Source organism: Helicobacter sp. MIT 99-5507, assembly GCF_003364295.1.
Lineage (GTDB): Bacteria > Campylobacterota > Campylobacteria > Campylobacterales > Helicobacteraceae > NHYM01.
In genome coordinates, this window is the sequence record NZ_NXLO01000002.1 from 355,713 (window position 1) to 368,984 (window position 13,272).

Here is a 13,272-nt window from a genome sequence, read left to right on the forward strand (position 1 = left end):
AATTTAATTTTTAGAACTTTACAGCACCAGTTGTAGCAAGTGGGATAACTCTATTGCTTCCACTTGGATAAGAAGCTTTTAGAGAGTTGCACAATGTTGATGAATATGAAGTAGCAGCTCCTGTAGCATTGCCTATAGTCTCTGGATTAAAATTTAGATTGCCTTTCTCGTCTATATATATTATGCCCGGTTGATTGGATGATACACACCAAGTACCATTATGTGTATCTAATGGCCCTACACCACTTTTGCCTCCAATTGCTGATGCAGCCCATCTACCCCTATCAAGTCCGCCTGTATCTATTATCCACTCACCCCAAGAGCTGTATCCATTAGGTGTACTTGCTGTAGGGTCGATATTTTCTGCAAAGATTCTTGCAGGGATTGCCTTTAGCGTAGAAGCAATATCGCTTCTTAACATCGCAACTTGTGCATCTGTCCTTGTTGTAACAAATCTAGGAACCGCAACAGCTGCTAAAACTCCTAAGATAACGATAACGAATACTAATTCAATCATTGAAAATCCACTTCTTTTCATTTTATCTCCTAATTATGATTAATCTGAACCTTTTTAAAGTAAAAGTAAACAGAATGCTAACATATTTTTATTTATTATTTCTTAAAAACTAGAAAAATAAACGAAATATTAACCATATTATTTTATATTTTTCTATAATAAAATATAGAGATAGAGATAAATAAAATAATAGGAATGATTACTCCAATTTCAGGTATCAAAAATCCGCTAATTGATAATTTTGTAAGCATGAAAAATACTCCCCAAACAACCAAACAAAACAAAACAAATAAAAATCCAAGTCTTGCAAGATTGGTGTATCTAAGTAAGTCAGGCGTATAGTATGAAATAATGATTATCAAAAATGGTATTACAAGAGGTATGGTTATAAATGAATATAAAATCGATCTTATTTTTTGCGTATTTGAATCTTGCTCTAGTAATAAAAACAATGTATTAAATGCATCGATGATAGAGACAGTTGGCTTATTTTGATAGATGGTATCTAGAATCTTTGGCTTAAAATTTTTTAATATTTGATAGTTTTCTACATTTGTAGTGACTAAATTGCTTTTATTAAACTCTAGATTCTGTGGGATTGTAGTGATTTTAGCAGTAGGAAGATTCCACCAAGTGCCATCAAATTGTGCTTTATTTGCTTGTATAAATTGTCTTAATATTAACCCATCTGTTTCAAATACTTTTATATTTTCTGCAATTTGCAAGATTGGGTAGATTTTACCAATATATACATAATCATTATTATATTTTACTAATATATCATTCTTTGCATCGCTTATTCCGCCTCTTTGTATGATATTATCAATTTTTTCTTCAGCATAAACAAAAGGTGTCGCATTTAACCCTATGTAGCATAGATTTAAAAAGCTTGCAATAAATAAAATAGGAAATAAAATTTGCTTTTTTGAATATCCAATAGAGAGTATTGCTGTTAGTTGATTTGATTTTATTAATGTGATAAATGCGACAATAGAAGCAAGTATCGTAGATATAGGAAATGTATAATTTAGCGCATACAAAAAATCATAAGCTAAAAATAATACAAATAGATTCGCAGAATCTGGAAGATTATTAGAATATTTAAGTATATCAATGCCTATAAAAAACATAGAAAGAGCAATAAAAATGATAATTATAAATTTAAGATAAATAAGCCCTACAAATCTAATAAGCATTTATACTCTTTTATTGTATTTATTTTGTAAATCTAGCAGACTTTCATTATTTATAAAAGATTCTATTGCATGATTACTTATTTGAAATACTTTTTTTAGAATCTCTAATTCATCATTACTAAATTTTTGCAAAACATAATCTATTACATTTGTAGAGCCATTTACATCACGAGGGTGATTTATGCCAATTCTAATTCTTGTATATTTGTTTGTTATGTGATTGTCTATTGATTTTAATCCATTGTGCCCACCACTATTGCCACCAAATTTTATTTTTACTGCTCCAAGGCTTAAATCCAAGTCATCATGTATGATTAATATATCTTTTATTTTGTAGTAATTTACTATTTTTTCTATTGCCTCACCGGAGAGATTCATGTAGGTTTGTGGTTTTGCAAAAATAATATTATCAATTTTAAAAAAATGAGATTGAAATTTTATTTCTTTTGTAGATTTTATATTTTGTAGATTCTTGGCATTTTGTAGGTAGGAATTGATTATATAGGAATCAATTGCCATAAATCCTACATTATGCCTAGTATTTTCATATCTAATACCTGGATTTCCCAATCCTACTATGAGTTTCAAGATTTATTTTGCCTTTATAACTCCAATAATAGCTACATTTGGCTTTTCTATAATTTTAATATTTGGCAACTCTTCCAAGTCTCTAACTAAAATAGCATCACCAACATCAAGATTTGTTACATCTAGTTTGATACTATTTACTAAATCTTCAGGTTTGCATTTTACAGAAATTCTCTTTTTTGAGAATAATAAAATACCTTTATTTTTTATACCAATAGCATTTCCTTCTGCTATGACAGGTATTTTAAAGTTTGTTAGCATACCTTTTTGGACTAATAATAAATCAACATGTAAGATTTCAGAAGTCACAGGATCTTTTTGATACTCCTGCACAACTACATCTAGCACTTTTCCGCCAACATTTACTTGAAAAACGATACTACTTTTTGCTTTTATTGCTCTAATAAAATCATTTTTCTTAAATGCACAATGAATATTTTGCACACCTTTTCCATAAATGTTTGCAATTAGATAGCCATCGTTCCTTAAAGCCTTGTTTATAGACTTCGAAATACTCTCTCTAATAATTCCATCTAACATATTTCTTCCTTTTTTTATTAAATAAAAGTTTGCATTATATATGTTTTTAGCAAAAATAAAGTTTAAGTTACATCCATTGTAATAGTTTTGTTACATCAGGGGCTTCAAAAATTTTTAGCCCATATGTATTTTTTGGCTTTTTTGGCAATATAATATTGCTAAATCCATAGGATTTTAATTCTTTTAATCTCATATCAATATTTCCAACATCTCTTATATCGCCTACAAGGCTTACTTCACCAATAAATGCACTATCTTTGCTAAGTGGGCGATTTTTGAATGATGAGATGATTGCAGATATAAGCGCTAAATCTGTGGCAGTTTCATTTATTTTAAGCCCGCCTACAACATTTACAAAAACATCATATCGTCCAAATGGAAAATCTAGCTTTCTTTCTAGCAAAGCCAAAAGCATATTTAACCTATTTAGCTCAAATCCTGTGGCAGATCGTCTAGGAAAAGTGCTTTCACTTACTAAAGCTTGAATTTCTAATACTATTGGTCTGCTTCCTTCTAAAATCACACTAATTGCACTTCCAGGCATTAAAGATTGTTTATTAAAAAATATTTTTGATGTATTTTTGGCACTAACCAATCCATTTTCACACATTTCAAATATACCTATTTCATTTGTAGCACCAAAACGATTTTTAAAACTCCGTAAGATTCTCATCTCTTTGCTTGGATCGCCTTCAAAATAAAGCACGCAATCAACCATGTGTTCTAAGATTCTAGGACCTGCAATAGAACCCTCTTTTGTTATATGTCCTATGATAAAAATACTAATTTGTAATTCTTTTGCAAGTCTTAGGAGAGTAAATGTGCATTCTCTTACTTGTGACACACTCCCTGGAGCAGAGCTAATATTTTCACTAAAAATAGTTTGAATGCTATCAATAATGCAAATATCAAAATTGTTTTTTCTTAGATTCTCTTCAATGCTTTCTAAACTAATTGAATTTAATAAATATAAATTATCTGTTATGTCGCCTAGTCTTTGTGCCCTAAGTCGAATCTGTGATGCACTTTCTTCACCACTTACATATAATATTTTTTGTTTTTTGGATAGATTTATAGACATTTTTAGAAGTAATGTAGATTTGCCAACTCCTGGGCTTCCACCTATCAAATACAGCCCACCTTTTACTATTCCACCACCTAATACTATATCTAATTCTTTTTCTAATGAGCTAAATTTTGCAACAATATCAATTTCTACATCTTTTATGGGAATTGCTTTTGTTAAATTTGAAGAATCTATATTTTTTAATACTTCTAAATCTTTTTGTTTGATTTCTATCAAGCTATCCCAAGCACCGCAATTTACACATTTACCAGACCATTTTGGACTTTGTGCTCCACAATGCTGACATTCAAATATGATATGTTTTTTTGCCATTAGTTTTTAGAAAATATATAATCAAGTAGATTTTTTAGATACCAATCTACATCAAATTCTATAAAATCATCTTTACCCTCGCCAATACCAACATAAAGTATAGGCAATCTAAGATTTGAGATAATACTAAGTAAGCTTCCACCTTTGCTTGTTCCATCCATCTTTGTGATGATTATGCCATCTATACTTAGTGCTTCATTGAAGATTCTGGCTTGATTTATTGCTTGTGTGCCTTGTGTACCATCTATAACTAGAATCTTATAGAAATCACCATTATCTAATGCTTTTTTACAAGTATTTGATATTTTTATTAACTCATTTTTTAAATTTATTTTATTATCTAATCTCCCTGCAGTATCGACTATCGCAATATCTATATTTCTTGCTTTTGCTGCATTTATCGTATCAAATGCTACTGATGATGGGTCTGCACCAAATTTTGAGCTAACACAATGAATGCCTAGCTTATCTCCCCAAGCACAAAGTTGTGATGATGCAGCAGCTCTAAAAGTATCTCCAGCTCCAAATATGACTTTTTTATTTTCATTTTTTTTAATATTTCCTAGTTTTGCTATAGTAGTTGTTTTGCCAGCACCATTAACGCCAATTATCAAATATACTAAAGGTTTAGAATCTATTTTTCTTATGCTTAGATTGTCATAAAAACTTTCTTTTTTTAATAAACTAATTAAAACTACTTCCAGCTCATTTCTTGTTATTTTATTGCCAAGAGAATCTAATATTTTTTCTACGATTTCATATTCTATATCACTCTCAATTAGTCGCTCTTCAAGTAAATCTTTTGTGATTGTTTCGCTTGGTCGTCCAATATTTTTAAAAAAAGAAAACACTAAAAATCCTTTTATAACATTTTTTTAATATCAAAAGTTATCATTTCTTCGGGTGTTATGCCATTGTAGCTCATTACCAAATTACCATTTTTATCAAAAAATAAAATAAATGGAAGAGTTTTTATATTGTAAGTATCTATTAGATTTGCTATATCACCTTTGTAAAACCATTTGAATGTTGTATTTGATTGTTTTACAAATTTTTTTAAATCTTCTTCTTTTTCATCTTTATCTAAAAAAACTCCATAGATATTTATTTTATCACCAAATTCTTCTTGTATATTTGCTATATGTTGTGCTTGTCCTAGGCAATAATCACACCAAGTGCTTAAAAATACCAACAAATAAGGTTTATTATGATTCTGTGATAATAGATTTGTTTTTTTATCAAATGTTATTTCATTAGAATCTAGGCTAATTAATGAGTATTTTCCTTGATTGATTGTTATTTGCTCTTTATTATTTTCATCGCATCCAATGATAAAAAATAATATAAATATTAATACTATAATTTTTTTAGCCATTTTATTTTGCCTTTTTATTTGATAAAAACCACATAAATGAGAATCCAAGTGATGGAGTTATATTATCTTGTTTTAGAAAGTCTTGCATTTCATCTACTTTGATTTCTATGATTTCTATACATTCATTATCTATTCCACCGCCACTCGCGATTTTTTGGCTATTTTTTACTTCTGTATAAAATACACTTTGTTTGCTACCACTTGTGCCAACAGATGAATAAAATTCAGCTATTTTTGTAACAGATTCTGCATAATAGCCACATTCTTCTAATACTTCTTCTTTTATGATTTCATCAATTGTTTTATTTTCTTTATCTATTAGTCCTGCACATAATTCATACATATAGCCATTATTGTTTCTTAAAAATACTGCAGGGCGGAATTGTTTTACAATTATTATAGAATTATTATCTATATTATGAATAAGTATTGATGCACTATCATGAGAACTTACTATATCCCAAGTTTTACTGATACCATTTTCAATATATGACATTTGCTTTATTTGGATATATTTTGAATCCTTGCAATCATATAATTTTATACTTGATTTATCTATCGCCATATTAATTTGATGCAAAATAGCTAGGAGCTTTACTATGCAGATTATCTATTATGGCTATTTTTAGTTGTTCCTCATATTGTTTTGCTAATTTTAAAAACTCTTCTTTTTGCTCTTTTGCTAATACACTTTTTTTAGAATTTATATTTGATAGTGGATTTATTGGTTTATTATTTCTATATAAGCCAAAATGCAGATGCGATCCAGTGCTAAGTCCGCTATTGCCTACTTTTCCTATTATTTGTCCTGTTTGCACTTTTTGTCCTTTTTTTGCATTAATCTTGCTTAAATGTGCATATAGTGTTTTTAATCCATTTTCATGGGAGATCTCAACAACTTTTCCATATCCACTTTTTGTGCCAGCAAATATCACTCTTCCATTGGCTGCTGCTTTTACATTTGTGCCATGTGGAGCTGCATAATCAACACCATAATGAGGTCTTTTGACTTTTAATATAGGATGTATTCTATTTAATGAGAATCTTGATGAGATTCTAGCGTTTGATACTGGTGTTCTAAACAATAATCGACTTATTCCATTTCCATTTTGATCATAGTATTTTCCATCGCTATATGCAAATAAAAAATTTGGTATTCCATTTGTTTCTACCAATGAAGCTTTAATATCTGGAGTGCCAAAGATTCTACCAAGTCTATATTTGGAATGATAAATCAATGCTAATTTATCATTTTTTAGGACATTTCTATTAAAGTTTATAGTGTTTTTATATGTATTTACAAATTCATTTGCAAGATTTGTATCACCTGTTAAATCTACTATATCTTGATATGGTGATTTTTGTATAGATAGTGCTATGGAATTGGTAGATGAGAAGTATTTAACAGGTATAAAATCAACTTTATATGTTTGATCATCTTTTGTTATGTGGATTTGTGTTTCATCATTTAGTGGGATTAATGCTTGAAGCAAGGTATTGTTATCATCTATTAGAGTGTAATATCTAACTCCTGCATAAATTTCTGCTGTTAGCTCCTTGTCTTCTGGATATAAATCCCAATATACATTTGATGGAATATTATATGTTTCTAAAAATTTTAAGAATGTATATCCTTTTCCCCAGACTTGATTTGAACTTGTAGCCCCAAAACATGTTGTAACAAATAATGCTATTAAATAAATAATTTTATTTATATTTACCAAATCTTACCTCATAATATTTAGATTCATATAATAATGGTTTGTTTAGAGTTTTAAATTATACAATTAAAAATTATTTTTAACAAATGCTTAGAATCTATACTTAAAATAATAAATTTAGCATGATTATAGCCTATTTATTTTTTTAAGTTTTTAAACTCTATAATGCAGTATAAAATTAGTAGGACTATTTAAGAGATGAAAGATTGGGTTTTTCCTTCATTGGCATTTTTGGTATTTTTATATGGAGTTGTTTTTGTGTTTTTTTATATATATGATTATAAAAACTCAAATGTTTCAATATTTGCTGATGTAAAATCATCTCAATCAAATGAACGCAGTATTGATAATTTTTTGAAAGAAATATCAAACTCTTTTAAATAAATCATATATTATGACGATTTTGGAAAAATAGCAATATGCATTTATAGTTATAATCGGAGAATCTAAATACATGATAATTAGACCAAGTAGTTTGCAAAATAGTATTGCAACTAATCAAGATAATAATGTAAATAATGATAAAAAGGATATTAAAGAGGAGAATCTACAAATAGATTCTACTAAAAATATTCAAAGTGCAGCAAATACGGTTAGTGATGAAACTAACAATCCAAGCAAAGCTGATGAAATCAAACAAAAAATAGATAATGGCGAATACAAAATCGATATTAAAGATACTGCTGATAAAATGGCACAAAAATTGCTTATTGGAATCTTAATATTTTAAATTTTTTATTTTAGGACAGATTCTATGTTGATTAAATTTTTGAGTGATGCAATTTCTAATCTCGAAGAGTTAATTAAAATTAGTAATCTTGATATGCAAGATATAAAAGAAGCAAATCATGATGCTATATTTCAAAGACTAGAATCTAAAAATAATGCAATATTAATGTTTGATCGTAATAAAGATTTAGCGCGAGATGCAATGCTTAAACTCTCTAAAGAGAATCCAAATAAGAGTATAGAAGAGATTTTAAATCCAGAAGCTTTAATGCTTATTGACAAAATGAGAGATGGCTTAAAAACGCTTAGAGAAATCAATAAAAATTATGCAAAAAGCGTTGTTGCTGTATATGAATTTTATAATTCTTTATTAGAAAATATTATTCCAAGTCAAAGAGATGGATATTCAAATAAACTATATTCTAAAGTTGATTTATTGCGAATAGAGGCTTGATATGGGTGGAATATTATCATCATTAAATACCTCCCAAACAGGTTTAAACGCACATCAACTAATGGTTGATGTTACAGGTAATAATATAGCAAATGCTAGTGATGAATTTTACTCAAGACAAAGGGTGATTGTATCTCCAGAAAAGCCTCTTTATTTTCAAAAATACAATCTTGGTCGTGGTGTAGATATAGAGACCATTCAAAGAATCCACGATGAATTTACATTTTCAAGATATAGAAAAGCAGCTAGTGATGCAGAATTTTATGATACAGAGTTTGACACGCTTAGAGAAGCATCCGCTTTTTTTCCTGAAGTTGATGGAGTGGGTATCTATAATGATCTTGAAAACTATTTTAATGCATGGAAAGATGTAGAGAAGAATCCTTCTGATCCTTCACAAAAGCAAGTATTGGCACAAAATATCCAGACTTTAATAACAAATATAAAAGATACAAGAAGACGACTTTTTGATTTGCAAATAAAGCAAAGTGAAGAATTAAAAGTTACTATAGAAGAGATTAATTCTATCGCTAAACAGATTGCAGAAATCAATGGAAAATTAGCACAGATGGAAGATTCTAGGGAATTAAAACAAGCAAATGAGCTTAGAGATAGAAGAGATGAGCTTGAATTCAATTTATCAAAGCTAATTGGTAGCAATGTATTTAAAGATAAGTTAAAAAGTCAAGCAAGATTAAATAGTGATAGTGCAGATTTTGATTATGGCTACACTCTAAATATAGCAGGTGGTTTTAATATAGTTGATGGCTCTATTCATCATCCATTAGTTATTGATAATGAAGATAATCAAGATGGATTATATAGCGTATATTTTCAAGGATATGACTTTAAAAAAGTAGATATTACAGATAAGATTAGTGGAGGCAAAAGTGGAGCTTTGCTTGATTTGGTCTCATATGGTAAAAATGGCGGAAAAATAGGAAAACTTCAAGAATATATAAATGATTTAGATACTTTTGCACTAGGTTTTATAGAGGCTACAAATAGTGTTTATGCACAAAGTGCAACCACAGAGTTAAAAAGTCAAGTATTAACAATAAACAGCCAAGATGTATTATCAGATTCTGTTTATAATATAAAAAATGGATCATTTGATGTTATCGTCTATGATACTAAAGGTAATGAAATACTTAGAAAAGCTGTAAATATTGATGGTATTACAACTATGGAAGATGTCATAAACTATCTAAATAAAAATACAGATGACAATAATGATAATAATCCACTAAATGATTTTGATGATTATTTTAGAGCTTACTATGATGATGAAGCTAAGCAATTTATGATTTTGCCAAAAGACAGTTCAATGGGGTTAAATGTAAGCATAGAGGATAAAGGTAGCAATTTTGTTGGAGCAATCGGTGTAAATAGACTTCTTTATGGAAATAATGCACAAAATATGGAGTTAAATACTATGTATGCAAAAGACCCAACGCTAATTCGCCAGCATAAAGCTCCAGTTAGTGGGAATTTTGATATCGCTACTATGATGTTAGATCTTCAATATAAAGATAGTGAATTTTTTCCTACTCGTAGTAAAAAGCAAGAAATGACAATACCTAAATATTTTCAGTTTGTTACAGGAAAGGTAGCAAATGATACAAATGATGTAAAAATTTTAGGGGATACAAAGCAATCAGTCTTAGCAGCTGTAAAAAAAGAATATTTAGGCATTAGCCAGGTAAGCATTGATGAAGAAATGATAAATCTTATAAAATTCCAAAGTGGTTATGCAGCAAATGCAAAGGTAATAACTACTATTGATAGAATGATTGATACACTTTTAACAATAAAGCAATAAGGATTAGAATCTCAACTAAGATAATCATAAATTGATTAATAAAGTCGCTTAAAGCTAAAAAATCAATATTTGTAAGCTAAATATATCATTTACTTAATTTTTTAGTGGAAAGGGAAAAAAGATATAAAGGCTTTAAAAGCCTTTAATAGAGATATTTTATTTTGATAAAAAATCTTTAGTTTGATTTATTGCCTTGTCTTTTTTATTATCTATATAATCTTTTGTATCTTTGATTGTTTTATCTACTTTATCTTCTTTTGATTGTTTAAAGTTTTGTATCTTATCTTTTTTATTATCTATATAATCTTTTGTATCTTTGATTGTTTTATCTACTTTATCTTCTTTTGATTGTTTAAAGTTTTGTATCTTATCTTTTTTATTATCTATATAATCTTTTGTATCTTTTATTGATTTATCAACTTTAGCTTCACCTTTTTCAATGTTTTTATCAAGTTTTTGAAAAAGATTATCAGCAAATAGGCTTGCTCCAAGTAGCATAGTCATACATATTATTTTTTTCATTTTTACATCCTTAAATAGGTAAATTTTCAATCTTGTTATTGTATCAAAAAAAAATTAATTTATTATTTAAAGCTATTTACAAGATTCCCTACTAAAAGATTAAATCCATCGACAAGAATAAATATAAGAATCTTAAATGGTAGAGATATCATAATAGGTGGCAACATCATCATTCCAAGTGCCATCAGTAATGAGCTTACAACCATATCAATAACCAAAAATGGCAAGTATAGTAAAAAGGCAATTTGAAATGCTGTTTTTAGCTCACTTATCATAAATGCAGGCAATAGAATCGTAAGCGGTACATCATCGATTGTTTGCGGGTTTTCTAGATTTCTTATTCTAAAAAATAATGCCAAGTCTTTTTCTCTTGTATTTTTCATCATAAATTCTTTAAATGGCTTTATTGTTCGTATAAATGCTTCATCGTATGAAATTTCTTTATTTATATATGGCTTTATTCCTGCTTCATATCCATCTCTGCCAACTGGTTCCATGATAAAAAATGTAAGGATGAGTGCAAGCGATACTAGAATCTGTGTTGGTGGGGATTGTTGTGTTCCCATAGCAACTCTTAAAAATCCAAGCACTATTATAATCCTTACAAAACTTGTCATCACAAGTATTAATGATGGTGCTAAAACAAGTAATGTAATGATTATTACAATATTTAGTGTTGTTACTAAATCGCCTGGTTCTCTTGGTGCGCTAAGTGATAAATCTATCGTTGGTATTGTTGGTGAATTTAGCACAGGATTTGTTATTTGTGAGCCTTGTGCAGACCGCGGGACTTCTTGCATTATTAGATTCTCATTTTCATCAGTTGCACCAAATGAAATACTAAAAATACATATTAAAATAAATAGGATTCTAATCATTATTTATCTAGCAATCCTTTTGTCGTATTTACTTGTATTTCTTTTGCATAGAATCTAATATTTAATAAATCCTCATTTTTTGGTAAGTTTTTGTCTTCTATGCCTATGATATTTATTCTATTTCCATTTATATTTAAATTATAAAGTTCTCTGCCGACACTAAGTGCCATTTTTGATGCTCTCTCTAAATTTATCGATGTTGTTGATATATTTGAGATTCCAAGCACTTCAACTTGTGTATTTTGTGGTAGTTTTTCTAATATTTGTGATATTCTTTTTAGTAATAATTTTGCATCTTCATTGATTTTAAAATTTTCATCAAATATTATATTTGATGGAAGTGTGATAATAAATCCATTTAGCCCATCACCCACCATATCCGCTTGCCCTTTTGATATATTTTGCATATCATTAAAATCAATTATTGTTTGTTGTAATACCCTTACTTCTTCAGCATATTCTGGAGGCACTACCATATCAGCTGGAAGTGTGATTCTATTTTTGCTTGGTTCAATTTTAATACCACCTTCTAATATGCTTAATGCACCTTTTATGCTCGCTTCTGCTTCTACTAATTTTTTTGCATCAAATGTAGCCATAGATAAAAGTAATATAAAAAAAGTAAGAAGCAAGCTCATCAAATCCCCAAATGTTCCAAGCCATAAGGGTAAGCCCCCTCCGCTTTTATTTTGGATATTAATCTTTTTTGCCATGTTTATTAATCAAATTGACTAAATCTTTGACTTGGTGGTAAAAATGATAATAGTTTTGTTTCTAGCACCCTTGGATTGTCGCCTGCTTGAATGGATATAATACCTTCAATTACTAATAATTTCATAAGTGCTTCATCTTGTGCTCTTATTCTTAATATGTTTGCAATAGGTGATCCAATAACATTTCCTATCAATGAGCCATAAAATGTAGTAATCAAGGCAACAGCCATAGCAGGTCCAATAGAGCTAGGATCACTCATGTTCATAAGCATTGCTACAAGTCCAACTAATGTCCCAAGCATACCATAAGAACCAGCAAGTGCAGCCCAAGTGTCAAAAATATCTGCATTGCTATTATGTCGCCCTAAACTCTGTTCCATATCTATTTCTAGCAAATCTCTTATAGAATCTGGCTCTGAGCCATCAACCGCCATACTTAGCCCTTTTCTAAGAAAATCATTTTCTTCTTGATTGACATTTTGCTCAAGTGAAAGTATCCCATCTCTTCTTGCTTTGATTGCATATTCAACAATTGTTTTGATTAATGCAGGAATATTGTATTGATGAGGTTTAAATGCAATTCCTAAATATTTGAATATGTTTTTCATATTTTCTAGTTTGAAAGCTATAAGCAATGCACCAATAGAGCCACCAACGGTAATGAGTAATGATGGAAAGTCAATATATGCTTGGACTCCAACACCCATCATCATCGCTCCAGTTAAGAGGATGGTAACTAGGAATAATCCTATAATAGTCCCTAAATCCATAAAATGCAAACTCCTAAAGATTGTGAATTTCTAGAAAAATATTTAAAG

Annotated in this window: 17 protein-coding genes; 4 read left to right on the forward strand and 13 right to left on the reverse strand. The window is 29.0% G+C overall.

Annotated elements, in window-relative coordinates; genetic code table 11:
* Nucleotides 1-10: 10 nt before the first annotated feature.
* The 9 genes from CQA42_RS04305 to CQA42_RS04345 form a co-directional block, all read right to left on the reverse strand.
* On the reverse strand, nt 11-538 hold the full coding sequence (locus CQA42_RS04305; RefSeq protein WP_115583462.1) for a type II secretion system protein: 528 nt from the start codon (nt 536-538) through the stop codon (nt 11-13).
* A 122-nt stretch (nt 539-660) separates the two neighbouring features.
* Complete coding sequence (locus CQA42_RS04310) at nt 661-1,713, reverse strand: LptF/LptG family permease (protein WP_115583463.1); 1,053 nt, start codon at nt 1,711-1,713, stop codon at nt 661-663.
* Entirely contained in the window at nt 1,714-2,301 is a 588-nt protein-coding gene (gene pth / locus CQA42_RS04315) for an aminoacyl-tRNA hydrolase (RefSeq protein WP_115583464.1), read from the reverse strand. It abuts the gene before it with no gap.
* Between the two features lie 3 nt (nt 2,302-2,304).
* A complete protein-coding gene (locus CQA42_RS04320) occupies nt 2,305-2,841 on the reverse strand; it encodes a 50S ribosomal protein L25/general stress protein Ctc (protein ID WP_115583465.1) in 537 nt (178 codons plus the stop codon).
* A 67-nt stretch (nt 2,842-2,908) separates the two neighbouring features.
* Nucleotides 2,909-4,240, reverse strand: a complete 1,332-nt coding sequence (gene radA / locus CQA42_RS04325; protein ID WP_115583466.1) for a DNA repair protein RadA — start codon at nt 4,238-4,240, stop codon at nt 2,909-2,911.
* A complete protein-coding gene (ftsY, locus tag CQA42_RS04330; RefSeq protein ID WP_258865559.1) occupies nt 4,240-5,091 on the reverse strand; it encodes a signal recognition particle-docking protein FtsY in 852 nt (283 codons plus the stop codon). Before ftsY ends, radA begins: the two co-directional genes overlap by 1 nt.
* An 11-nt stretch (nt 5,092-5,102) precedes the next feature.
* Nucleotides 5,103-5,615, reverse strand: coding sequence for a TlpA disulfide reductase family protein (locus CQA42_RS04335; RefSeq protein WP_115583468.1), 513 nt, complete (start codon nt 5,613-5,615; stop codon nt 5,103-5,105).
* A gap of 1 nt (nt 5,616) precedes the next feature.
* Nucleotides 5,617-6,180, reverse strand: a complete 564-nt coding sequence (locus tag CQA42_RS04340; RefSeq protein WP_147289256.1) for an NUDIX hydrolase — start codon at nt 6,178-6,180, stop codon at nt 5,617-5,619.
* A gap of 1 nt (nt 6,181) precedes the next feature.
* Nucleotides 6,182-7,339, reverse strand: a complete 1,158-nt coding sequence (locus CQA42_RS04345) for a peptidoglycan DD-metalloendopeptidase family protein (RefSeq protein ID WP_115583470.1) — start codon at nt 7,337-7,339, stop codon at nt 6,182-6,184.
* A gap of 195 nt (nt 7,340-7,534) precedes the next feature.
* On the opposite strand from CQA42_RS04345, the gene CQA42_RS04350 reads away from it, so the two are divergent.
* The 4 genes from CQA42_RS04350 to flgK all read left to right on the forward strand — a co-directional run bounded on the left by CQA42_RS04350 (nt 7,535) and on the right by flgK (nt 10,341).
* Nucleotides 7,535-7,720 (forward strand): hypothetical protein, encoded by a 186-nt coding sequence (locus tag CQA42_RS04350; protein ID WP_115583471.1) that lies wholly within the window; start codon nt 7,535-7,537, stop codon nt 7,718-7,720.
* 70 nt (nt 7,721-7,790) lie between these two features.
* On the forward strand, nt 7,791-8,066 hold the full coding sequence (locus CQA42_RS04355; protein ID WP_115583472.1) for a flagellar biosynthesis anti-sigma factor FlgM: 276 nt from the start codon (nt 7,791-7,793) through the stop codon (nt 8,064-8,066).
* Between the two features lie 24 nt (nt 8,067-8,090).
* Nucleotides 8,091-8,519 carry a hypothetical protein gene (locus tag CQA42_RS04360; protein ID WP_115583473.1) on the forward strand — a complete coding sequence of 143 codons (429 nt, stop codon included), beginning with the start codon at nt 8,091-8,093 and terminating at the stop codon, nt 8,517-8,519.
* 1 nt (nt 8,520) lies between these two features.
* The gene (gene flgK / locus CQA42_RS04365; RefSeq protein ID WP_115583474.1) at nt 8,521-10,341 is read left to right on the forward strand and encodes a flagellar hook-associated protein FlgK; all 1,821 of its coding nucleotides are present in this window, start codon (nt 8,521-8,523) and stop codon (nt 10,339-10,341) included.
* A 156-nt stretch (nt 10,342-10,497) separates the two neighbouring features.
* Here flgK and CQA42_RS04370 read toward each other — a convergent pair whose 3' ends face one another.
* The 4 genes from CQA42_RS04370 to CQA42_RS04385 form a co-directional block, all read right to left on the reverse strand.
* Complete coding sequence (locus CQA42_RS04370; RefSeq protein WP_115583475.1) at nt 10,498-10,863, reverse strand: hypothetical protein; 366 nt, start codon at nt 10,861-10,863, stop codon at nt 10,498-10,500.
* 62 nt (nt 10,864-10,925) lie between these two features.
* The gene (gene fliP / locus CQA42_RS04375; protein WP_115583536.1) at nt 10,926-11,663 is read right to left on the reverse strand and encodes a flagellar type III secretion system pore protein FliP; all 738 of its coding nucleotides are present in this window, start codon (nt 11,661-11,663) and stop codon (nt 10,926-10,928) included.
* 77 nt (nt 11,664-11,740) lie between these two features.
* Nucleotides 11,741-12,454, reverse strand: a complete 714-nt coding sequence (locus tag CQA42_RS04380; protein ID WP_115583476.1) for a flagellar motor protein MotB — start codon at nt 12,452-12,454, stop codon at nt 11,741-11,743.
* A 5-nt stretch (nt 12,455-12,459) separates the two neighbouring features.
* Nucleotides 12,460-13,224, reverse strand: coding sequence for a motility protein A (locus tag CQA42_RS04385; RefSeq protein WP_115583477.1), 765 nt, complete (start codon nt 13,222-13,224; stop codon nt 12,460-12,462).
* Nucleotides 13,225-13,272: the final 48 nt, after the last annotated feature.

Coding starts and splice junctions, on each gene's coding strand:
- CQA42_RS04305 (WP_115583462.1), bottom strand. CDS start 538: ATGAAAAGAAGTGGATTTTCAATGATTGAATTAGTATTCGTTATCGTT.
- CQA42_RS04310 (WP_115583463.1), bottom strand. CDS start 1,713: ATGCTTATTAGATTTGTAGGGCTTATTTATCTTAAATTTATAATTATC.
- CQA42_RS04320 (WP_115583465.1), bottom strand. CDS start 2,841: ATGTTAGATGGAATTATTAGAGAGAGTATTTCGAAGTCTATAAACAAG.
- radA (WP_115583466.1), bottom strand. CDS start 4,240: ATGGCAAAAAAACATATCATATTTGAATGTCAGCATTGTGGAGCACAA.
- CQA42_RS04335 (WP_115583468.1), bottom strand. CDS start 5,615: ATGGCTAAAAAAATTATAGTATTAATATTTATATTATTTTTTATCATT.
- CQA42_RS04340 (WP_147289256.1), bottom strand. CDS start 6,180: ATGGCGATAGATAAATCAAGTATAAAATTATATGATTGCAAGGATTCA.
- CQA42_RS04350 (WP_115583471.1), top strand. CDS start 7,535: ATGAAAGATTGGGTTTTTCCTTCATTGGCATTTTTGGTATTTTTATAT.
- CQA42_RS04355 (WP_115583472.1), top strand. CDS start 7,791: ATGATAATTAGACCAAGTAGTTTGCAAAATAGTATTGCAACTAATCAA.
- CQA42_RS04360 (WP_115583473.1), top strand. CDS start 8,091: ATGTTGATTAAATTTTTGAGTGATGCAATTTCTAATCTCGAAGAGTTA.
- flgK (WP_115583474.1), top strand. CDS start 8,521: ATGGGTGGAATATTATCATCATTAAATACCTCCCAAACAGGTTTAAAC.
- CQA42_RS04370 (WP_115583475.1), bottom strand. CDS start 10,863: ATGAAAAAAATAATATGTATGACTATGCTACTTGGAGCAAGCCTATTT.
- fliP (WP_115583536.1), bottom strand. CDS start 11,663: ATGCAAGAAGTCCCGCGGTCTGCACAAGGCTCACAAATAACAAATCCT.
- CQA42_RS04380 (WP_115583476.1), bottom strand. CDS start 12,454: ATGGCAAAAAAGATTAATATCCAAAATAAAAGCGGAGGGGGCTTACCC.
- CQA42_RS04385 (WP_115583477.1), bottom strand. CDS start 13,224: ATGGATTTAGGGACTATTATAGGATTATTCCTAGTTACCATCCTCTTA.